The sequence below is a fragment of the Noviherbaspirillum sedimenti genome (assembly GCF_003590835.1).
In the GTDB taxonomy this organism is placed as follows: domain Bacteria; phylum Pseudomonadota; class Gammaproteobacteria; order Burkholderiales; family Burkholderiaceae_D; genus Paucimonas; species Paucimonas sedimenti.
In genome coordinates, this window is the sequence record NZ_QYUQ01000002.1 from 2,347,135 (window position 1) to 2,366,250 (window position 19,116).

The following is a 19,116-nucleotide window of genomic DNA, read 5'->3' on the forward strand; positions in this document are numbered from 1 at the left end:
CCATGCACCCGCTAGCAAAAACACTGCCGGTCCTGGCAACGCTGGTTTTCCTGACATTCCCCGTCGCCATGGGCGTCGCCAATGCCCTGACGCTGCTGTTGCTGCTTGCCTGGATCTTCAGTGGCAATCACCGCGCGCACTGGCACGCCATCCGCGCCAATCCGGTGATCATGATGGCATTGCTTTTATATGGCGTGATACTGCTGGGCGCGAGCTATTCCGCGGCGCCCGCAGCGGATATCACCCTGCATCTCACCAAGTACGCCAAGCTGCTCTTCGTTGCCGTACTTTTTTCCATCCTCGGCGACCGCACCTGGCAGCGCCGCTGCATGGTCGCCTTCACGGCAGCCATGCTGTTCATTCTGGCGTCGACCTGGATGAACCTCTGGTTTGTCCTGCCCTGGTCGAAAACCCAGACACCCGGATGGGGGCTTTCCCATCACGTCTTTGGTGACTACATCACGCAAAACGTAATGATGGCCTTCTTCGTGCTGTGGTCGCTGGTGTCTGCCAAGGCCCAGAAAACCGTCGCAAGACGCGCGGCCTGGCTGGCGATTGCCCTGTTGGCCGCCGTGAGCATCACGCACCTGTCCGACGGCCGGTCCGGCTATCTTCTGCTGGCGACGACATTGCTGATCTTTGTGCTTGCCACCCTGCGCGGCAAGGCGCTCTGGGCCATGCTCATCGCCAGCGTTCTCGGCCTGGGCGTGACCCTGATGAGTTCCCAGTCGCTGATGCAACGCTTTGAACGGGCGGCAGTGGAAGCCCGGCAAAGCGAAACAGACAATCAGTCATCCATCGGGCACCGCCTGTACAACTACCGGAAAACCCCCGAACTGATCATGGAAAAGCCTCTACTGGGATGGGGCACAGGAGCCTACCACACGCAAATCTGCCGGATCGTCGAAAAGCCCGAATGGTGTCCGGTATTTAACTGGCACCCGCATAACCAGTACCTGTTTTTAGGCGCCGATCATGGCATGCTGGGCATTCTTGCCTATCTGGCCCTGATGGCCTCCATGGTATGGCTGGCGTTGCGCGACCAGGACATCAGTTCACGCACGCTGCTACTGGGATTGGCAGGCCTGCTGGCAGTGAATAGCCTGGTCAATTCGCCGCTCTGGAGTTCACGCGAAAGCCATTTTTTCATGTTCATGATGGCACTGCTGGCCGCCCGCAGCGGCCTTGCTCTGCAAGCGGAAGCAAAATCGCCCCCTGCCTAATACTCAAACCAGACGTTCTCGTCCTTCAGCCATGCGCCCAGCTGGCTGCGCAAGGCATCGTCGCCGCGCACGCGCCAGCTGTCCGATAACTGCCACTCGCCCAGCGCGCCGTCCTTCGTGTACTGCACGATGATGCGGCAGGCGTCTTCGGCTTGCTGGTAGGGCGCCAGCAGTTCGCGCAACTTTTGCGCATCGGCCTGACCATTCATCGACAGCCGCAGGGCCTTGCCGAAGGCGGCGCGGGCGGCGGAGATATCCATGACGCGCTCGGCGGTGATGCGCAGGCCGCCGGAGAAGCGGTCTTCCGACACCTTGCCCTGCACCGCGAGGAATTCGTCCTCCTTGAACCAGCCCCGGTGCTGGTCGTACAGCTCGTTATACACCGTCACATCCACCGTGGCGCTACTATCGTCAAGGGTGACGATCACCATCTTGCCGCGCTGGGTCATCTGCGTGCGTACCGTCGTAATGACGCCGGCGATGAGGCGCGGATCGCGCGAGGGCGCAAGGTCGGCCAGCTTGGTGCGCACGAACTTGCGCGCCTCGGGCGCGTAGGCATTGAACAGGTGGCCTGACAGGTAAAAGCCGAGCGCGGCCTTTTCTTCAGTCAGGCGCTGCTTCTCGCTCCAGGCCGGCACCTTGATGTAGTCCGGCGGCGCCGCCATGTCGCTGTCGTCGCCGAACAGGCTGACCTGGTTGGCGGCCGCCTGGGCCTGCTCAGCGCCTTCCAGCGCCAGCGATACCGAAGCCAGCAGGATGGCGCGGTCGACCTTGAAGCAATCGAAGGCGCCGGCGCGAATCAGCGACTCGATGGTGCGGCGGTTGATCTGCTGCTTGTCCACCCGTTTGGTGAAATCGAACAGGTCGGTAAACGGCCCCGCCGCACGGGCAGCGACGATCGCCTCGATGGCGCCCTGGCCCGAGCCCTTGACCGCACCCAGGCCATAGCGGATCTGCATGGCCTTCTTGCCCGGCGCGCCCACCGGCATGAAACGATAATCCGAGAGATTGATATCCGGCGGCAGCAATGTCAGGCCGCAAATATCGACCGCATCCTCGACCAGGATCTTGACCTTGTCGGTATCGTCCATCGCCAGCGACATGTTGGCCGCCATGAACGCGGCCGGGTGGTGCGCCTTCAGGTAAGCCGTGTGATACGACAGCAACGCGTAGGCGGCGGCGTGCGACTTGTTGAAGCCGTAGCCGGCGAACTTTTCCATCAAGTCGAAGATCTCGTCGGCTTTTTCCTGCGTCAAGCCGTTCTTGGCGGCGCCGGCACGGAATATCTCGCGGTGCTCGGCCATCTCTTCGGCCTTCTTCTTGCCCATCGCGCGGCGCAGCAAATCGGCGCCGCCGAGCGAATAGCCGCCGATCACCTGCGCCATCTGCATCACCTGCTCCTGGTACACCATGATGCCGTAGGTCTCGGACAGGATGCCCTCGGTACGCGGATCGGGATAGTCGAAGCGCTCGCCATGCTTGCGGCGGCAGAAATCCGGAATCAGGTCCATCGGGCCCGGACGGTACAGGGCCACGAGCGCAATGATGTCCTCGAAGCGGTCTGGCCGCGCATCCTTCAGCATGCCTTGCATGCCGCGGCTTTCAAGCTGGAACACGGCAACGGTCTTCGCCTTGGTCAGCAACTCATATGATGGCCGGTCATTCAGCGGCAGCCGCTCCAGCGCGAAATCGGCCATGGCCGGATCGAGCATCTTGATGTAGCGTACCGCGCGGTCCAGGATCGTCAGCGTGGTCAGGCCCAGGAAGTCGAACTTGACCAGGCCGACTGCCTCGACGTCATCCTTGTCGTACTGCGACACCACGCCGGCGTCGCCGCCCTGGGAGTAGAGCGGGCAGAAATCGGTGAGTTTGCCCGGCGCGATCAGCACGCCGCCGGCATGCATGCCGATATTGCGGGCGATGCCCTCGACCTGCTGGGCGAGATCGAGCAGTTGCTTGACCTCTTCCTCGTTTTGCATGCGCTCCTTCAGGAGCGGCTCTTCTTCAATCGCGTCGGCGATGGTCACCTGCTTGCCCGGCTTGAACGGGATCAGCTTGGAGATGCCGTCGCAAAACATGTAGCTCATGTCGAGCACGCGGCCCACGTCGCGCACCGCGCCCTTGGCCGCCATGGTGCCGAAGGTGGCAATCTGCGACACGGCATCGCGGCCGTAGCGGTCCTTGACGTACTGGATCACGCGGTCGCGGTTTTCCTGGCAAAAGTCGATATCGAAGTCGGGCATCGAGACGCGTTCCGGATTCAGGAAGCGCTCGAACAGCAAGTTGTACTGGAGCGGGTCGAGGTCGGTGATCTTGAGCGCATACGCCACCAGCGAGCCGGCGCCGGAGCCGCGGCCCGGCCCCACCGGCACGCCATTGTTCTTGCCCCACTGGATGAAGTCGGCCACGATCAGAAAGTAGCCGGGAAAGCCCATCTTGATGATGGTATCGGTCTCGAATTTCAGGCGGTCTTCATAGCGTTGCCGCACTGCCTCGCGCCTGGCCTCATCCGGAAACAGTTGCAGCAGGCGCTGCTCCAGGCCGGTGCGCGCCTCATGCGCCAGGAAATCGTCGAGCGACATGCCGTCCGGAGTCGGAAACAGCGGCAGCTTGGGCTTGCCCAGCTCCAGGTTGAGGTTGCAGCGCCGGGCGATTTCCAGCGTATTCTGCAAGGCGGCCGGCATGTCGGCAAACAGCGCCGCCATTTCTTCCTGCGTCTTGAAATACTGCTGCTCGCTGAAGCGCTTGACGCGGCGCGTATTGGCGAGGATCTCCCCCTCGGCGATACAGGTGCGCGCCTCGTGGGCGGTAAATTCTTCCGGGCTCAGGAATTGCACCGGGTGCGTCGCCACCACCGGCAAGCCAAGTCGGGCCGCCAGCGCCACCGCTTGGCGCAGGGCCGGCTCGGCGTTGGCATGGCCGGGCCGCTGCACTTCGATGTAAAAATGGCCAGGGAAGATCGTCGCCCAGCGTTGCGCGCATCTTTCCGCAGCGGCCAGCTTGCCATTCTCGATCGCAATGGCGATATCGCCGTATTGGGCACCCGACAGGGCGATCAGTCCGCCCGGCGGCAATTTCTCCAGCCATTCGGCGCGAATTTCGGCGCGGCCGCGATGCAGATTGGTCAACCAGGCCTGGCTCAGCAGTTCGCACAACTGCAGGTAGCCGTCGCGGTTCTTGACCAGCAAGAGCAGGCGCGAAGGCTTCTCGCGGTCGTCGTCGTTGGTAATCCAGACGTCGCAACCGACGATCGGCTTGACGCCCTTGCCGCGCGTAGCCTTGTAGAACTTGACCATGCCAAACAGGTTGGCCAGGTCGGTGATGGCCAGCGCCGGCTGCTGGTCTTTCGCTGCCGCCTTGACAACATCATCGATGCGCACCAGGCCATCGGCGATCGAATATTCGGAGTGGAGGCGGAGATGGATAAATTGCGGGGAAGTCATCCGGCTATTTTACCTGCTCGTACCTGAATTTCATGGGTGCAATTTCATATAGCGCATGGCGCATGGTGACGTGCCGGATCGACTCGCGGCAGAAATGCGTTGAATCTCGAAATTCATCCCAGCAAGGCTTATAATGGCGCCAAATCAAAGACTTAGAGAATTTACATGCAGTCAGCCACCACCCCCATCGTCAACATCGCCGCCTACAAGTTCATCAGCTTCGACGACACCCAAGAAAAGCGCGCCGAGTTCCAGGCCATCTGCAAGGAACTCGACCTGAAAGGCACCATCCTGCTCACGCCGGAGGGCATCAACCTGTTCCTCGCCGGCGTGCGCGCCTCGGTCGACCGCTTCCTCGCCTGGCTGCGCAGCGATGCGCGCTTTACCGATATCGAAGTCAAGGAAAGCTATTCCGACGACCAGCCTTTCAAGCGCATGCTGGTCAAATTGAAGCGCGAAATCATCACCATGAAGATGCCGCTGATCCAGCCGGAAAAAGGCCGCGCACCGGCAGTCGACGCCAAGACGCTCAAGCGCTGGCTGGACGCTGGCGTTGACGACGCCGGCAAGCCGGTGGTCATGATGGACACCCGCAACGCCTTCGAAGTCGATGTCGGCACCTTCGACAATACGCTCGACTACCGCATCAAGAAATTCAGCGAATTCCCGGAAGTGGTGGCAAAGCACAAGGATGAACTGGCCGACAAGACCGTGGTTACTTTCTGCACCGGCGGCATCCGCTGCGAAAAGGCGGCGATCCACATGCAGAATATCGGCTATGAAAGCGTGTACCAGCTGGAAGGCGGCATCCTGAAATATTTCGAGGAAGTCGGCGGCGTTCATTACACGGGATCCTGCTTCGTGTTCGATTACCGCACGGCACTCAACCCCGAGCTGGAACCGTCAGGGGAAATCCGCTGCCGCAATTGCGATGCGGTGGTCAAGCCGAGCGAGCAGGCATCGCCGTTATTCATCTATGGGAAGTTCTGCCCGCGTTGCGCGGAGGGGTAACCGTACGGAGGATCGGGTTCTTCCAATGCCGCCTTCAACGCAGCGGCTGCGCCGAAAGATGCGGGCCTGATTTCTCCCTCCAGCCGCTCACATGGCCACAATCCATTGGCGCATCACCGCCACCGATTGCGTCAATCCCTGTGCCAGCAAAGTGTCCAGGTATTCGTCTGCCGTCTTGGGTGGCGACTTCAATGACCGTCGATGGCTGGCCGCCGCCTCCAGCACGCCAGCCGGGTGCAGATCGAGAAGATCAACGATGAAGTCATCCGGGTGCTGGGCGACCAGGTTATAAGGCTTGAGCGCCTTGGGCGGAAAGTCCTTGAGGTTGAATGTGACGATCAGGCTGGCCCCGGAATGAATGGCGGCCGCCACCACATGCCGGTCGTCCGGATCAGGCAGATTGACCGACGAAATCATATACTCGAAGCCGGTAACAACGCAGTCGCGTACAGCATGGTTCATCCGAGCGCGCGTCTGCTCCAAACGATCAAGGCTGAGATCGGGACGGTTCGCGTGAACATTGCGTATCCACTCGTCGTGGATCATGTTGCTCCAGCGCGCCCGAAATAGATCAGAGAGCGCCAAATGCATCAGCAGATCACGCAGTGGGGCTGGATAGAGAACGCAGGCATCGTAGACGACGGTGAAATGTGAACCCATCCAATCAATACCCCATACCGAGTTCTTGCGCCTCTGCCGCCAATTCATCCAGTGCTTTGCGGCGCTTGGCATCAATCCGCGTCTTGTAGGCGATCACATCCTGGTAGCGCACTCGGCGATGGGTGCCGATTTTGCGGAACTGCATCTCACCTTTTTCCAGCAACTGGACAAGAAAGGGACGAGAGACGTTCAGCACGTCAGCAGCTTCCTGCGTGGTTAATTCTGCATGGATGGGGATGATCGACACGGCATTGCCTTGACCGATTTCAGTGAGCACCTCAAGTAGCAAGCGCAAAGCCGAGGTCGGCATATTCACTGCACGCACGGCTCCCTTGTCATCGTGAAAGTCGATTTGCTGAGTCTCAGAGCGGGTCAGCAAGACGGTTGACAACGCTCGACCCGACTCGCGGGCAAGCGCGATGTCCTCTTCCGAAGGCAGGGTTTTGGTGACTGCGGGAGCATTCATAGATATCTCCTCATGAGGATAAAATTCAGACTAACATCATTATAAACGAAATATTCGAAAACGAAATAACCGAAACAGCATGACTCATTCTCAACCCCGAACTGGAACCGTCCGGGGAAATCCGTTGCCGCAATTGTGATGCGGTGGTCAAGCCGAGCGCGCAGGCATCGCCGTTATTCATCTATGGGAAGTTCTGCCCGCGTTGCGCAACCGCATAGCTCGCGCCATGCAGGTGAAGCAAAACAGTCGCAAAAAATAATAAGATCCGACTTTCGCAATATATAATGTTTATTATATATATACGGAGGCATCATGCTGACTTTCAAATTGACAACGGTAGGCGCATCCGAAGGCTTCATCGTGAATAAAGAAGCCAAGGCAAAACTGGGGGTGCAAAAAGGCGATGCGCTGTATTTGACCGAGGCACCGGGCGGCGGATATCGCCTCACTCCCTACAACCCGGATTTTGCACGGCAAATGGCCTTGGCCGAACAAATCATGCACGACGATCGCGAAATCCTTCGTGTGCTGGCCAAATGAACTGGCGCTGGGTCAGGGAGGACGTTGTACTGGCAGTGCATGATGTCCAGTTGGCCCAGCACGGCGGCCTGGATGGCGTGCGCGACATGAATGCCATCCAGGCCGCCCTCGCGCGTCCGCAGCAACTGGATACCTACGGCGATCCTGCGCCAGATGTATTCGATCTCGCAGCCGCCTATGCCTACGGCCTCGCAAAAAATCATGGCTTTGCCGATGGCAACAAACGTACAGCATGGATCGTTGCGCGGCTTTTCCTGCTCGACAATGATATAAAAATCCAGTTCAGCCAGCCAGATGCCATTCAAGCCATGCTGGGTGTGGCAGGCGGAACAATGGAGGAAGCGGTGTTTGCCCAATGGCTTCGGACACGCCAGTTCACTTGATGTCCTTGGCGCGGCCCGGACTTGCTAAAAATGCCAACGTTATGAACGCACCAGGATGGCGCCTGCATGCCAGTCTTCATTTAAAATGTGAGCTATCATAAAATTAATACTCTTGTCGTTGCGCCAATCAATGGAAAAATGGAATGGAAGTCAAAAGCTTTAAGACAGCAAATGAACTTTCGATCTATCAACATGATCGCGAAGTAAAAGAAGCATTACATGTGCAATCGATGACTGGCGCCGAGCGTTTCCAGTGGCTTGCCGATAATTGGGGACGCCTTCAAGACGGAGCAAATACGCTGTTCACGGATGCACCCGAGAGGCAAGCGACGGCCCGATGCTTTGCTTCCATGGAAGAGAAAAACCGTTTCGACCGGGAGCGCGAAGTACAATTCGCCCTGCAACACAAGTTGCGGACAATCCATCCATGAGCGCAAACAGACAACCCAATCAGTCAGATCTGCTCATGCTTGCCGAAGCGCTTGCCAATTGCGGCGTCGAGTATGTGGTGATCGGTGGCGCCGCCATGGCTCTGCATGGGTTCCCGCGCATGACGAAGGACATAGATTTGCTTCTTCCGATCAACGCTGAAAACAACAAACGGCTGCTACGAGCATTGGAATCCCTCCCCAATGGAAAGGAAGCCCTGGCCGCGTTGCGCCCAGAATGGATGGACAAAGGCTTTTCGACGGCATTGGAAGCTGAAATCTATGTTGATTTGCTTTACGTCGCCGCCGAAAACTCGTTTGAGGATTTGCGCAAGCATATCCAGACCGTGATGGTGAATGGCGTTCCCATCATTACACTGGATGTCGATGGCATGCTCCTGTCCAAGAATACGACGCGGGAAGAAGATATCCCTGATCGGCTGAAGCTTGGGCGACTAAAGAATGCACAACACGATTTCGAAGTGCAAGCGCGAATCGACGATTTGCCAAAACTTGAGCACACTGCTGGAGTGTCATCTACATTTTGGAGAAATGCGGACGCCGCGATTAAGCAAGCCGGGGGCGCCCCCAACAAGGTGACATGGAAGCAAGTCGAAGAAATCACGATCATGGAATGCATTGGTGAGGCGCTTTGTGCTTACAGTCCGGGAGCGGCCTCGATAAAAAAACGTGAAGCGATACATGCGCTCATCGAAAAACTTGCCCCTACGCTGCAAGCGAAGTATGAGCAATCACGTTCTGATTCGGCAAACAAAGGTTATGTTCCAAATTGACCGGCATCCTTGCCTTACCCGACTGGACGATTAACCGCAGCCCGATAAATAAAGCGGCTTAGGGCTGGCTTGGTGGGCATCCCTTGCTCCCCAATTGGAATGCATCTATTGCAACATTGCATTAAAGTATTTGTATATACGACCGTTGGTGATGTATAGTTCGACGTCCACCAATTTTTGCCTAAAATGTTTCTTATTCGCAATAGTGTGATTGTTTTCCGCTGAATCTTCTCAAGCATCGTAGAACTACGCGTTGCAATATGTCCAAAGAATAAATATATTTGTATATACAAAGTGAACCAATGAGACCGATCATTATCTCATCAAGAATAGATGGCAAACTAGACGCCAAGCACACAGTAACCCCCGACGAAGTTGACCAATGCTTTGATAACAAATGCGGCGTCAACCTTATTGATGATAGGGAAAACAATCGAACAGACCCGCCTACCTTGTGGTTTATTGCCGAAACCAATAGAGGACGGTTACTCAAAATTATTTATGTTTATCGCGACGGAAACATTTATTTGAAGTCGGCTTATGAGCCAGGCCAAGTAGAAATAGATATATACGAGCGCGAAGGTAAATGAAGGCTATTTAACTGGAGAGAGTAATGAAAAATACGGCAAAAATCGAAGGCACAGCAGAGGCTTGGGAGTCTGGCGAGCTTGGCCGAGATCCCGCACATGCCAAGCGCGCACCCAAAGAGATTGAGCAGCAAGTTGATGATGCCCTTTGTCTGCAAGCAATTTCAATTCGGTTGAATAAAGAGTTGATTGAAGACTTTAAATTTATAGCTAAGCACCATGGCATTGGCTACCAACCACTGATGCGTGATGCACTGAAGCGCTTTGCTGACGCCGAATATAAGCGGATCGCCATTCAGCTGGCCAACGAGAAGGCCGCCGAAGAAAAAGAGCGCGAAGCTAGTAGGCAAGAACATAAATTGGCAGCATAGGCCTCCCCATGAGTACATAAAACCCGCTCCGGCGGGTTTTGCCACGCCAATCCAACGCTCATTCGCCGGCAGACAAGCTCACCTCGGCGCCCGCCGTCATGATGCCAGCGCCACCCTGCCCCGCTTCCACAGCATCCGCACGCGCCGGCGCCCCGGCCGCCTGCGCCACGGCAGCGGCGCGCAATGCGGCCAGGCGATCCTGCTCCTGATACTGGCCATCCATATGCATCCAGGTGGCGATGCCCATCATGATCCCGGCAAAGATCGACCACGGCCCGGGCGCCGCGAACAGCACCATCAGATTATTCACTGCGGCGCCACCCCACACTGCCGAGCCCGCCTTCATCGCCGTGCGCTTTTCCTCTTCCGGCAGGGTCTCGGCAAACTTGATCAGGCCGATTTTCAGGCCAGTCATGGCTACCAGGCCGAGCGGCGAAGACAGCAGAGGATTCATCTCGATGGCGCCGCCAGCAGTCAGCGCCACGCCTGTCGTCAGACCATCAGCCAGCGCCGCCGTGATGGCATTGTCCGCGCCATCCATATCCTCCGCGGTGCGGCTGCGCGTCACGCCGTCCACGCCTACCGTTGTGCTCATTGCGTCAAACGCAACGGTGCCGGCACCAGGTTGATCAGGCCAGGGAGCCACCGCCTGGCCGTAGCCGTTCAGGGAGCACGTCCACAAGCACAGTGCAGCCATCTTCACCAACCAGAAACTGCTGCGCGTCCGCGATGAATTTGCCATTTCCCCCCCCATGTGCCGCTGGTGAACCAGGAACCGACAGACAAGGCATGCAAGCCAGTCTTGTCATGTCCTTAGGGTAAGGATTGCGGCGAGGAGGGAGGTTGATCGCGCCTAAGTGATTTCCCGTTGGGATCGATGCAGATCAAACGATGTTGACGACATTGTTAAAATAATAAAACACCTGAAAAAATCAGTAGATTTTTGTGGTTTTTTCTGAACACCATGGCAACTAATCATGTATTATTAAAATAATGCAATATTTATGTACTACAATTTCCTAAGCTGTATTTTTTGCATCCGCCGTTAATAAGAAAGGGTTTTCCCATGAAAAAACTGTTCGTAGCTCTCACCCTGTTGAGCGCATTCTCCGGCCAAGTCCTGGCTCAAGCTGCTGCCGCTTCTGCTGCTGGCGCTCCGGCTGCACCTGCGGCTGCTACTGCAGCAGCTGCACCTGCTGCTGGCGCTGCTACTGCGGCAGCTGCTCCTGCTGCTGCAGGCGCTGCTGCCGCTGGCGCCGCTGCTGGCGCTGGCGCTATCGCCGGTGTCTCGCTCGGCGCAATTGCGGCAGGTGTCGCTGCCGCTGGCGTGCTGGCTGCTGTCGCCAGCAACGAAGGCACCACCAGCCACTCCACTACCACACACCACTAATCCAGTGACGTGACAGGATACAGTCGGCAAAGCGCCGGCGTAGATTGATGCGAAGCGACCTTTAGGGGTCGCTTTTTTCATGCGCCCCTTCGCAACTTGGCATTTAACAATTCTTAACACCATTACCTCAAACAAGCACTCTTGCAAAGTTATAGTGCGGTAACATCCCGGGATTATATTTACTTAATTAACCAGACATATTTGCAAAAAGTAAATATAAATTCCTATGGAAAATGTCGTCGTCGGCTAAAATTAACTAATACCAACGCAATTCCCTGCGACATCGCGGCTGAATGCGAAAATGTATTGTTAAATTCAAATACAGCGCACAGAACAAAAAACAAGTAATAACCGATAAAGATGTGAGCTTCATGAAGTTTTTGCGCTGTTATTTTCCTACTCGGCATTTGTCAATTTCCTGGTTGTACAGCTGCGCAATTTCCATTATTCCAACGAAAACCCCCGAAAAAATCTTTCTAGCCGATGCTGTAAGTGCGTCGCCATGCACGACGAATGCGCTTGCCAAAGTTCAGAATTACCAAATCTTCCGTAAAAAATGACTAATCCCCTCATCCGAAAAGCCGTATTTCCAATTGCAGGACTCGGCACCCGTTTTCTACCTGCCACCAAGGCCTCGCCCAAAGAAATGCTGCCCGTGGTCGACAAACCGCTGATCCAGTATGCAGTGGAAGAAGCCTACGCCGCCGGCATCCGCCAGATGATTTTTGTGACGGGCCGCACCAAACGCAGCGTGGAAGATCATTTCGATACGGCCTACGAATTGGAAAATGAGTTGGAGGCGGCGGGCAAGCAAGAATTATTGACGCTGGCGCGCTCGATTGCGCCGGACGACATGAGCTGCGTATACGTACGCCAGCCCCGCGCATTCGGCCTGGGGCACGCGGTACTGTGCGCCAAGGAATTGGTCGGCGCAGAGCCATTCGCTGTATTGCTGGCCGATGACCTGATGGTGGGAGAGCCACCCGTGATGGCGCAAATGGTGCAGCAGTTTTCCGAATGGCGCGCCAGCGTGCTGGCCGTGCAAGATGTGCCGCGCGAGCACACCCGCCGCTACGGCATTGTGTCTGGTCAGCCGGTGACCGAGAACCTGCTAGATGTATCAGGCATCGTAGAGAAGCCTGCTCCCGAGGTGGCCCCGACTACACTGGCAGTGGCAGGCAGATACATTCTTACGCACGGCATCTTCACTGAACTGGAAAACCTGCCACGCGGCGTTGGCGGTGAAATTCAATTAACCGATGGCATTGCGCAGTTGCTGCGGCGCGAAAAAGTATTTGCTTACCGCTACCAAGGCACGCGTTATGACTGCGGCAGCAAACTTGGCTTTTTGCAAGCGACGGTAGATCTGGGTGAGCACCACAAGGAAATCGGCAAGGAATTCGCGACGTGGTTACAAGAGAGAACGTGAGCGGTCGGCATAAGTCAATTCATGCGAAACTGCAATAAACAATAATGATTTATGGACACGGAAAAAAATGTTGCGTGGCAATCCGTTGCCAAGTTGGCCGAATATTATGCCAAGGCTTTTGATCTACGCAGCGCGTTCAACAAGACGCCCCAGCGCTTTGAAGAGCTAAGCATATCAGCCCCCCATGTGCGGGCCGATTTGTCAAAAAATCTTTGGGATAGGGAGGTGCTAGCGAAGCTCTTGAACCTTGCCGAGCACGCTGGCCTGAATGAGCGCCGCACCGCGCTGCTGGCGGGCGACATTGTCAATCCGACTGAAAAGCGTCCGGCACTCCATGCCTGGTTGCGCACCCGTTTCAGCGGCATTGCAACGAACACTGCGCAGGAATCCGATGAACGATTGCAGGGTCTGCAAGACATGCTTGTCTTGGCAGAGTCCATACGCGCCAACCCGGCCATTGAAAATATTGTTCACATCGGCATTGGAGGCTCTGGTCTGGGCCCCGAAATGGCAGTGCAGGCATTGCAGCCGCATCACAGCTGCGGTCAACGTCTGCATTTTGTCGGCAACCTGGATGGACACGACCTGCACCAAACGCTGCAAGGCTTGACGCCAGAGCGCACCCTGTTTGTAGTGGCGTCGAAGTCCTGGTCCACAGTTGAAACATTGCGCAATGCGCGCTCGGCCTGGGACTGGTTTCATGCCCAGGGTGGCGTGAACGCGGGCCCGCATTTCGTTGCGGTTACTGCCAAGCCGGAACTGGCCACCGCCATGGGCATGGGTCGGATACTGCACATGCCAGAGGGCGTTGGCGGCCGCTACTCCCTCTGGTCCGCCATCGGTTTGCCATTGGCAGTGGCCATAGGCGCGGGAGGCTTTGCCGAACTGCTACGCGGTGCCGCGGCCATGGACGCGCATTTTACGGATGCCCCGCTGCAGGCCAACCTGCCGGTCTGGTTGGGGCTGCTGGATGTGTGGAACAGCAGCTTCTTGCAGCTGGCTAGCCGTTGCCTGGTGCCATACCACCACGGCCTGCGCCGGCTGCCAGCCTACTTGCAGCAACTGGAAATGGAAAGCAATGGCAAGCGCGTACATGCAAACGGAACGGCACTGGACTACCCCACCACTGCTGCCCTCTGGGGCGAGGTGGGCAGCAACAGTCAACACGCGTTCTTTCAGTGGCTGCACCAAGGCACCCAGCGCATATCGACGGAATTTGTGCTGGTGCGACGCCCCGCTCACTGCCTCGAAGGCCACCACGACACCTTGCTGGCCAACGGTCTGGCGCAAGCCCAGGCACTTATGGCAGGTGCCGAGGCCGGTGTTGGCCAGTTGCCCGGCCACCAAGACTTTCCCGGCAACCGCCCAAGCACCGTACTGCTGCTCGACGAACTGAGCCCGACTGCGCTGGGTGCCTTACTGGCATTGTACGAACACCGCGTGTTTGTGGCCGGCGTAGTTTGGGGTATCAACAGCTTTGACCAATGGGGCGTTGAGCTAGGGAAGACCTTGGCCAAGAACCTTCAGCAGCGTCTAGCCACAGGCAATACTTCCGGCCTGGACGGCTCCACCGCTGGCCTTTTACATTGGATATGCGAAACCCAATGCTGAGTATCTTATATCAACGGCGATACCGATTACAGGTGTTTATCAGCGTTGCTTTCGCTCCTGAAAGCCGGGCGCGTCATCAATTTATCTTCAATGAGTTCAGCAAACTTTTCATACTTCGCAAGAGTTTCTTGGACATCGCCATACCCTACCCAGTCGGTACTAAAACCCGCTTCATTCATCAAATTGAATAATTGCTGTCTGTTCATCATGGCAATCGCTCTAAAAATTATTTAACGGCAATGTCGGAAGTTCCTCAGTTCGAACTTAAAACCGAACTGCCAAGCGGGTCATGCGTTTTCTCAAAAAACAACATTGTTTATCTAACGGATTTTTACAATTGTTGTTTTTTAAAACGGCATAAACAAATTATCATTGCCAAAAGGTTAAAATACCTGCTAACAGAAGCTGATTTTTAATACAATATTGTTTCAAATCAAGCTATTGCGTTTACATCTCGCGCAGTCGTCTTGTCACGGGGTTTAACTGCTGGAAAACATTTAAAGAATAAGCATGAAGCTGGTTGAAAATATCGTAGTGACCAAATCCCCATGGTACTTCGGAAAAGAATGTGAAAAATGGATTCTGGTAGGCCTCGATGCACTCGCCCTGCTTGCAACTTTTTACCTGACGGCCGTCATCACTTCGCTATTCAAGGCACAAGCCATCACCGGCATTTTTCCAGCACCGATGCTGCAAAGCGACTACCAGCGCGTGGAAGGGCAGTTCGCGTTGATCCTGTTATCGATCATCGCTTTCTGGACCAAGGGCCATTACTGGAAGCGCCGGCCCTTCTGGAATGAACTTCGTGAAGTCCTCAAGATTTTTTTAATCATCGGGCTCGTCGAATCCGCGCTGGTGCTGTTTGCGGAATGGCCGCTCTCCCGCGCCGACATCCTACTGAAATGGCTGCTTGCCCCTGGCCTTCTGTTAATCAGCCGCGGCCTGGCAAAACACACATTGACTGCCATGGGCGGCTGGGTCCGGCCGATGGTGATTATCGGCACTGGCAACAACCTGCTGGAAACCGCCAAGGCATTTGAAGACGAAGCGCTTATGGGGTACCGCTTGATTGCATTCCTGGTGCCGGAAGGTAAGGCCAAACCGGAGATTAATTACAAGGATAACGGCGGGCGCAGCATTCCGCTTATTTCGTTACCGCGCAAATTGCAGGCGACATTAACGCAGCTTGGCAACCCGCACGTCGTGCTCGCCCTGGAACAAGGTGAGATCAATGCGCGCCCGGAACTGGTCCAACAACTCAGCGACCTCGATCAAGACATGCAGATCGTGCCATCGCTGCGTGGCCTCCCCCTGTACGGCATGGAAGTCAACCACTTCTTTAGCCATGAAATCCTGGTCCTGACGGTACGCAACAATCTAGCGCGCCGTGCCCCGCGCATTCTAAAACGCAGCTTCGACATCGCCGCTTCGCTGAGCCTGCTGATTATCGGCTCGCCACTGCTGCTCTGGATCGCGGTAAAGGTCGCGGCATCGGGCCGGCCAATTTTTTACGGTCATAAGCGCATCGGCCAGAATGGCAAGAGTTTTCCCTGCTACAAATTCCGTACCATGCAGACAAATGCGGCCGAACTCCTGAAGGAACTGCTGGAGCGCGACCCGGCAGCGAAAGCGGAGTGGGAACGTGACTTCAAGCTCAAAAACGATCCACGCGTCACCCCGATCGGTCACTTCCTCAGAAAAACCAGCCTGGACGAATTGCCGCAACTGTGGAATGTCCTGAAGGGAGAAATGAGCCTGGTTGGCCCGCGTCCGGTGGTGGATGCGGAACTGGAGCGCTACGGCAACCAGGTGGATCTATACCTGAAAGCCAAGCCCGGCATTACCGGCTTGTGGCAAATCAGCGGCAGAAACGACATCAGTTACGACTCCCGTGTCTACCTCGATGGATGGTATGTGAAGAACTGGTCCTGGTTCCACGATATCGTGATTTTGATCAGGACAGTCAAGGTAATCCTCAAACGGGATGGTGCTTACTAAACGTGATCTTGTAGAAAATCCATCCCGCGCCAACCAGGATATGTCTGGCCCACAGCAATTGAATCACGTTCATGCAAAAGAAAATCACTAAAGCAGTGTTCCCGGTTGCCGGCCTCGGCACCCGCTTTTTACCCGCGACAAAAGCCGTTCATATGGCGTCATCGATGGGTCCACAATCAGCGATCGCATCTTGAAACTCAATGGCATCGTCGAAAACCCAGCGCTGGAAGATGCCCCCTCCAACATGGGCGTCGTCGGCCGCTATATTTTGTCGCGATCGATTTTCAAGCACCTGCACAACATACAGCTTGGTGCTGGCGGAGAACAACAACTCACCGATGCAATTGCAACGATGATTGCTGAAGAAACGATTCTGGCGTATCAGTTTGATGGCATCCGATACGACTGCGGCAGCAAACAAGGCTACATTCAAGCCACCGTACAGTTTGCATTGAAACATCCAGAAGTTAAGGATGATTTCCAGAAATTTTTACAAACAATGAATGCATCTTGTCTTAACTTCTCCAGATGATAGTCAAATTTGACCAAAGGTGGCTCGGGGCTCATGGCATTGGCAGGTTCTCACAAGAACTAGCTAATCGCGTGAAAGAGCTTTCCACAAATTCTCTTAAACGCCTGTCTCCCACCAGCCCGTTCGATGTGTTTTATCTCACCTGGAAAATTGTAGCGGACCGCCGTTCGCTCTGGTTTTCTCCCGGTTACAATGCGCCTCTGTTTGGACTGAATAGATATATTTTTACCATTCACGACCTGAATCATATTGATCTTGCAGCCAACAGCAATCTATTGAAACGCTTGTATTATCAATGGGTGATGCGCCGTGCGTGCCGCAAGGCTGTCAAAGTGCTCACCGTTTCCGAATACTCCAGGCAGCGCATCATCCAATGGGCCAAAATGCCTGCCTCACAAGTCATCAATGTTGGTAACGGCGTTTCAACGAACTTTACTCCCGATGGTGAGCGCCATACGCCCGGCTATCGCTACCTGTTTTGCGTGGGAAATCGTAAAGCACACAAAAATGAGCAAAGACTTCTGCGCGCGTTTGCTGCAGCAGATATAGCCTTGGATATTCGTCTTTTATTCACAGGACCAGAGGGTGGTGGATTGGCTGACCTGGCACGTGAGCTTGGAGTAGAAGGAAGGGTTGTCTTTTTGGGCAAGGTAACTGAGGTGCAACTGCCATCTATTTATCGTAGCGCAATAGCCTTAGTATTTCCGACGTTGTATGAGGGGTTTGGCCTTCCAGTGGTCGAAGCAATGGCATCCGGTACGCCGGTTGTTACGTCTAATGTGACCTCCTTGCCCGAGGTTGCTGGAGATGCTGCAATCCTGGTAGACCCACTGGATGAAGTTGCGATTGCGGATGGAATTAAACGTGTGGTGACTGATCAAGGTTTGCGGCAAGTGCTAATCGAGCGAGGCATACAACAGGCTAAGCGGTTTTCTTGGGATGCTGTAGCACAAAGGGTAACCCAGGTTCTCGACGAAGAGATTACGACTTTGAGGCGGGCACCATGAAAGTTGCCATTGTCCATTATTGGTGGTTGAGTAATCGAGGTGGGGAGGCCGTAGTTTCAGCCTTGCTGGAATTATTTCCCGATGCTGATCTATATGTTCATGTCTGCGATGAAGCATTAGTGCGTGCGACCTTGGGCCCGGGATTCAAAGGGCAGATATTCACCTCTTTGATTTCCCGTCTTCCTGGAGCTCGCCGTCATTATCAGAAGTATCTACCTCTCATGCCATTGGCACTAGAGCAGTGGGATCTGACTGCTTATGATCTGATAATCAGCAGCGAGTCAGGACCAGCCAAGGGAATTGTGACCCGCCCCGATGCCCTGCATATTTGTTACTGCCATTCTCCAATGCGATATTTATGGGATATGTACCATGAGTATTTGGGCAAGGCAGCAATTCCGATTCGTTTACTTTTTCCGATCCTTGCGCATTGGTTACGCGTGTGGGATCGCGCATCGGCAGATCGCGTGGATGCATTCGTTGCGAATTCAAACTTTATTGCTTCGCGCATTCGTAAATACTATCGCCGCGAATCAGAGGTAATTTTTCCGCCGGTCAATACAAGCGAGTTCGTAGCAGACCGACCACGAGGTGACTACTATTTATGCCTTGGCCAACTAGTCGCTTACAAGCGCTCTGATCTTGCGGTCGATGCCTTCAATCGACTGAATTTGCCATTGGTGATTATTGGCGAGGGTGAACTATATGCTGAGCTTAAGGCGCGTGCGGCACCGAATATCCGTTTTCTCGGGCGCCAGCCATTCTCTGTAGTCAAAGAGCATCTAGAGTGCTGCAAGGGCTTGATTTTTCCAGGCATGGAGGATTTCGGAATTGTTCCGGTCGAGGCAATGGCTGCCGGCGCACCGGTGATTGCTTATGGACGAGGCGGAGTCTTGGATACTGTGATTGATGGTAAGACAGGAATACTCTTTCATGAGCAAACGCTTGATGCACTCATTGAGGCGGTTCAAAAGGTAGAATCGGGTAATGTGCAATTTGATCCGAGCAAACTTCGCGCCCATTCATTACGTTTTGACAAAATAGTTTTCAAACAAAATATGCGAGACCTAATTAATAGCCAGCTATAGCTATTTTGTCATAAGCCAAATGGTAAAAATTTTAGTGGACACGGCTGCTTATTTACCATTCGAAATTTTCGATCAATTTTGATTTAACCTTGAACGAAAAATCCCCTCCCATGATGGATAGAGGGATAACCCAATTACTAAGACTTCCAAGCGTG

Annotated in this window: 20 protein-coding genes and 1 pseudogene; 16 read left to right on the plus strand and 5 right to left on the minus strand. The window is 55.0% G+C overall.

All coding sequences use genetic code 11. The features are described 5' to 3' along the window. Positions 1 to 2 precede the first annotated feature (2 nt). Positions 3 to 1,223: an O-antigen ligase family protein gene (locus D3878_RS10875; protein ID WP_158592242.1), complete on the plus strand. Its 1,221-nt coding sequence runs from the start codon at positions 3 to 5 to the stop codon at positions 1,221 to 1,223. Here D3878_RS10875 and dnaE read toward each other — a convergent pair. After that, entirely contained in the window at positions 1,220 to 4,666 is a 3,447-nt protein-coding gene (gene dnaE, locus D3878_RS10880; RefSeq protein WP_119785482.1) for a DNA polymerase III subunit alpha, read from the minus strand. The genes D3878_RS10875 and dnaE overlap by 4 nt on opposite strands. Before the next feature lie 165 nt (positions 4,667 to 4,831). Here dnaE and D3878_RS10885 point away from each other — a divergent pair, with 165 nt between their 5' ends. Next, positions 4,832 to 5,677 (plus strand): sulfurtransferase, encoded by an 846-nt coding sequence (locus tag D3878_RS10885; RefSeq protein WP_119785483.1) that lies wholly within the window; start codon positions 4,832 to 4,834, stop codon positions 5,675 to 5,677. 87 nt (positions 5,678 to 5,764) lie between these two features. Here D3878_RS10885 and D3878_RS10890 read toward each other — a convergent pair whose 3' ends face one another. Both D3878_RS10890 and D3878_RS10895 read right to left on the minus strand, forming a co-directional pair. Beyond that, on the minus strand, positions 5,765 to 6,337 hold the full coding sequence (locus D3878_RS10890; protein ID WP_119785484.1) for a PIN domain-containing protein: 573 nt from the start codon (positions 6,335 to 6,337) through the stop codon (positions 5,765 to 5,767). Positions 6,338 to 6,341: 4 nt separating this feature from the next. After that, on the minus strand, positions 6,342 to 6,803 hold the full coding sequence (locus D3878_RS10895; protein WP_119785485.1) for a helix-turn-helix domain-containing protein: 462 nt from the start codon (positions 6,801 to 6,803) through the stop codon (positions 6,342 to 6,344). Positions 6,804 to 7,115: 312 nt separating this feature from the next. Between D3878_RS10895 and D3878_RS10900 the strand changes: the two genes are divergently transcribed. The 6 genes from D3878_RS10900 (at position 7,116) to D3878_RS10925 (ending at position 9,906) form a co-directional block, all read left to right on the plus strand. Continuing rightward, on the plus strand, positions 7,116 to 7,343 hold the full coding sequence (locus tag D3878_RS10900) for an AbrB/MazE/SpoVT family DNA-binding domain-containing protein (RefSeq protein WP_119785486.1): 228 nt from the start codon (positions 7,116 to 7,118) through the stop codon (positions 7,341 to 7,343). Further along, positions 7,340 to 7,726, plus strand: coding sequence for a type II toxin-antitoxin system death-on-curing family toxin (locus D3878_RS10905; RefSeq protein ID WP_119785487.1), 387 nt, complete (start codon positions 7,340 to 7,342; stop codon positions 7,724 to 7,726). Before D3878_RS10900 ends, D3878_RS10905 begins: the two co-directional genes overlap by 4 nt. A 143-nt stretch (positions 7,727 to 7,869) precedes the next feature. Further along, entirely contained in the window at positions 7,870 to 8,157 is a 288-nt protein-coding gene (locus D3878_RS10910; RefSeq protein ID WP_119785488.1) for a hypothetical protein, read from the plus strand. Beyond that, positions 8,154 to 8,948 carry a DUF6036 family nucleotidyltransferase gene (locus D3878_RS24090; protein WP_199688143.1) on the plus strand — a complete coding sequence of 265 codons (795 nt, stop codon included), beginning with the start codon at positions 8,154 to 8,156 and terminating at the stop codon, positions 8,946 to 8,948. Before D3878_RS10910 ends, D3878_RS24090 begins: the two co-directional genes overlap by 4 nt. 302 nt (positions 8,949 to 9,250) lie before the next feature. Beyond that, positions 9,251 to 9,538: a BrnT family toxin gene (locus D3878_RS10920; RefSeq protein ID WP_199688144.1), complete on the plus strand. Its 288-nt coding sequence runs from the start codon at positions 9,251 to 9,253 to the stop codon at positions 9,536 to 9,538. A gap of 23 nt (positions 9,539 to 9,561) precedes the next feature. Beyond that, positions 9,562 to 9,906: a hypothetical protein gene (locus D3878_RS10925; protein WP_119785489.1), complete on the plus strand. Its 345-nt coding sequence runs from the start codon at positions 9,562 to 9,564 to the stop codon at positions 9,904 to 9,906. A gap of 58 nt (positions 9,907 to 9,964) precedes the next feature. Here D3878_RS10925 and D3878_RS10930 read toward each other — a convergent pair whose 3' ends face one another. Then, on the minus strand, positions 9,965 to 10,648 hold the full coding sequence (locus D3878_RS10930; RefSeq protein WP_119785490.1) for a hypothetical protein: 684 nt from the start codon (positions 10,646 to 10,648) through the stop codon (positions 9,965 to 9,967). Positions 10,649 to 10,972: 324 nt separating this feature from the next. On the opposite strand from D3878_RS10930, the gene D3878_RS23785 reads away from it, so the two are divergent. The 3 genes from D3878_RS23785 to pgi all read left to right on the plus strand — a co-directional run bounded on the left by D3878_RS23785 (position 10,973) and on the right by pgi (position 14,336). Continuing rightward, the gene (locus tag D3878_RS23785) at positions 10,973 to 11,296 is read left to right on the plus strand and encodes a hypothetical protein (RefSeq protein WP_158592243.1); all 324 of its coding nucleotides are present in this window, start codon (positions 10,973 to 10,975) and stop codon (positions 11,294 to 11,296) included. Between the two features lie 556 nt (positions 11,297 to 11,852). Then, on the plus strand, positions 11,853 to 12,725 hold the full coding sequence (gene galU, locus D3878_RS10940) for a UTP--glucose-1-phosphate uridylyltransferase GalU (protein WP_119785492.1): 873 nt from the start codon (positions 11,853 to 11,855) through the stop codon (positions 12,723 to 12,725). Between the two features lie 51 nt (positions 12,726 to 12,776). Beyond that, the gene (pgi, locus tag D3878_RS10945) at positions 12,777 to 14,336 is read left to right on the plus strand and encodes a glucose-6-phosphate isomerase (protein ID WP_119785493.1); all 1,560 of its coding nucleotides are present in this window, start codon (positions 12,777 to 12,779) and stop codon (positions 14,334 to 14,336) included. Positions 14,337 to 14,362: 26 nt separating this feature from the next. Here pgi and D3878_RS10950 read toward each other — a convergent pair whose 3' ends face one another. Then, entirely contained in the window at positions 14,363 to 14,545 is a 183-nt protein-coding gene (locus tag D3878_RS10950) for a hypothetical protein (RefSeq protein WP_119785494.1), read from the minus strand. A 301-nt stretch (positions 14,546 to 14,846) separates the two neighbouring features. Here D3878_RS10950 and wbaP point away from each other — a divergent pair, with 301 nt between their 5' ends. The 5 genes and pseudogenes from wbaP to D3878_RS10970 all read left to right on the plus strand — a co-directional run bounded on the left by wbaP (position 14,847) and on the right by D3878_RS10970 (position 18,961). Next, the gene (gene wbaP, locus D3878_RS10955; protein ID WP_119785495.1) at positions 14,847 to 16,334 is read left to right on the plus strand and encodes an undecaprenyl-phosphate galactose phosphotransferase WbaP; all 1,488 of its coding nucleotides are present in this window, start codon (positions 14,847 to 14,849) and stop codon (positions 16,332 to 16,334) included. A 71-nt stretch (positions 16,335 to 16,405) separates the two neighbouring features. Then, a complete protein-coding gene (locus tag D3878_RS24640; RefSeq protein WP_274381908.1) occupies positions 16,406 to 16,528 on the plus strand; it encodes a hypothetical protein in 123 nt (40 codons plus the stop codon). Then, positions 16,471 to 16,866, plus strand: a pseudogene (locus D3878_RS23490) (sugar phosphate nucleotidyltransferase); the annotation flags it as partial. The gene D3878_RS24640 and the pseudogene D3878_RS23490, both read left to right, overlap by 58 nt. Positions 16,867 to 16,937: 71 nt before the next feature. Then, positions 16,938 to 17,873: a glycosyltransferase family 4 protein gene (locus D3878_RS10965; protein WP_199688145.1), complete on the plus strand. Its 936-nt coding sequence runs from the start codon at positions 16,938 to 16,940 to the stop codon at positions 17,871 to 17,873. Further along, positions 17,870 to 18,961, plus strand: coding sequence for a glycosyltransferase (locus D3878_RS10970; RefSeq protein WP_119785498.1), 1,092 nt, complete (start codon positions 17,870 to 17,872; stop codon positions 18,959 to 18,961). Before D3878_RS10965 ends, D3878_RS10970 begins: the two co-directional genes overlap by 4 nt. The last annotated feature ends 155 nt before the right edge of the window (positions 18,962 to 19,116 follow it).

What these genes read in the sequence shown, in the direction of transcription:
- D3878_RS24090 (WP_199688143.1), top strand. Translation starts at nt 8,154, where the DNA reads ATGAGCGCAAACAGACAACCCAATCAGTCAGATCTGCTCATGCTTGCC.
- D3878_RS10885 (WP_119785483.1), top strand. Translation starts at nt 4,832, where the DNA reads ATGCAGTCAGCCACCACCCCCATCGTCAACATCGCCGCCTACAAGTTC.
- D3878_RS10925 (WP_119785489.1), top strand. Translation starts at nt 9,562, where the DNA reads ATGAAAAATACGGCAAAAATCGAAGGCACAGCAGAGGCTTGGGAGTCT.
- D3878_RS23785 (WP_158592243.1), top strand. Translation starts at nt 10,973, where the DNA reads ATGAAAAAACTGTTCGTAGCTCTCACCCTGTTGAGCGCATTCTCCGGC.
- D3878_RS10910 (WP_119785488.1), top strand. Translation starts at nt 7,870, where the DNA reads ATGGAAGTCAAAAGCTTTAAGACAGCAAATGAACTTTCGATCTATCAA.
- D3878_RS10900 (WP_119785486.1), top strand. Translation starts at nt 7,116, where the DNA reads ATGCTGACTTTCAAATTGACAACGGTAGGCGCATCCGAAGGCTTCATC.
- D3878_RS10930 (WP_119785490.1), bottom strand. Translation starts at nt 10,648, where the DNA reads ATGGCAAATTCATCGCGGACGCGCAGCAGTTTCTGGTTGGTGAAGATG.
- D3878_RS10890 (WP_119785484.1), bottom strand. Translation starts at nt 6,337, where the DNA reads ATGGGTTCACATTTCACCGTCGTCTACGATGCCTGCGTTCTCTATCCA.
- D3878_RS10875 (WP_158592242.1), top strand. Translation starts at nt 3, where the DNA reads ATGCACCCGCTAGCAAAAACACTGCCGGTCCTGGCAACGCTGGTTTTC.
- D3878_RS10895 (WP_119785485.1), bottom strand. Translation starts at nt 6,803, where the DNA reads ATGAATGCTCCCGCAGTCACCAAAACCCTGCCTTCGGAAGAGGACATC.
- pgi (WP_119785493.1), top strand. Translation starts at nt 12,777, where the DNA reads ATGGACACGGAAAAAAATGTTGCGTGGCAATCCGTTGCCAAGTTGGCC.
- D3878_RS10950 (WP_119785494.1), bottom strand. Translation starts at nt 14,545, where the DNA reads ATGATGAACAGACAGCAATTATTCAATTTGATGAATGAAGCGGGTTTT.
- D3878_RS10905 (WP_119785487.1), top strand. Translation starts at nt 7,340, where the DNA reads ATGAACTGGCGCTGGGTCAGGGAGGACGTTGTACTGGCAGTGCATGAT.
- dnaE (WP_119785482.1), bottom strand. Translation starts at nt 4,666, where the DNA reads ATGACTTCCCCGCAATTTATCCATCTCCGCCTCCACTCCGAATATTCG.
- galU (WP_119785492.1), top strand. Translation starts at nt 11,853, where the DNA reads ATGACTAATCCCCTCATCCGAAAAGCCGTATTTCCAATTGCAGGACTC.
- wbaP (WP_119785495.1), top strand. Translation starts at nt 14,847, where the DNA reads ATGAAGCTGGTTGAAAATATCGTAGTGACCAAATCCCCATGGTACTTC.
- D3878_RS10920 (WP_199688144.1), top strand. Translation starts at nt 9,251, where the DNA reads ATGAGACCGATCATTATCTCATCAAGAATAGATGGCAAACTAGACGCC.
- D3878_RS10970 (WP_119785498.1), top strand. Translation starts at nt 17,870, where the DNA reads ATGAAAGTTGCCATTGTCCATTATTGGTGGTTGAGTAATCGAGGTGGG.
- D3878_RS24640 (WP_274381908.1), top strand. Translation starts at nt 16,406, where the DNA reads ATGCAAAAGAAAATCACTAAAGCAGTGTTCCCGGTTGCCGGCCTCGGC.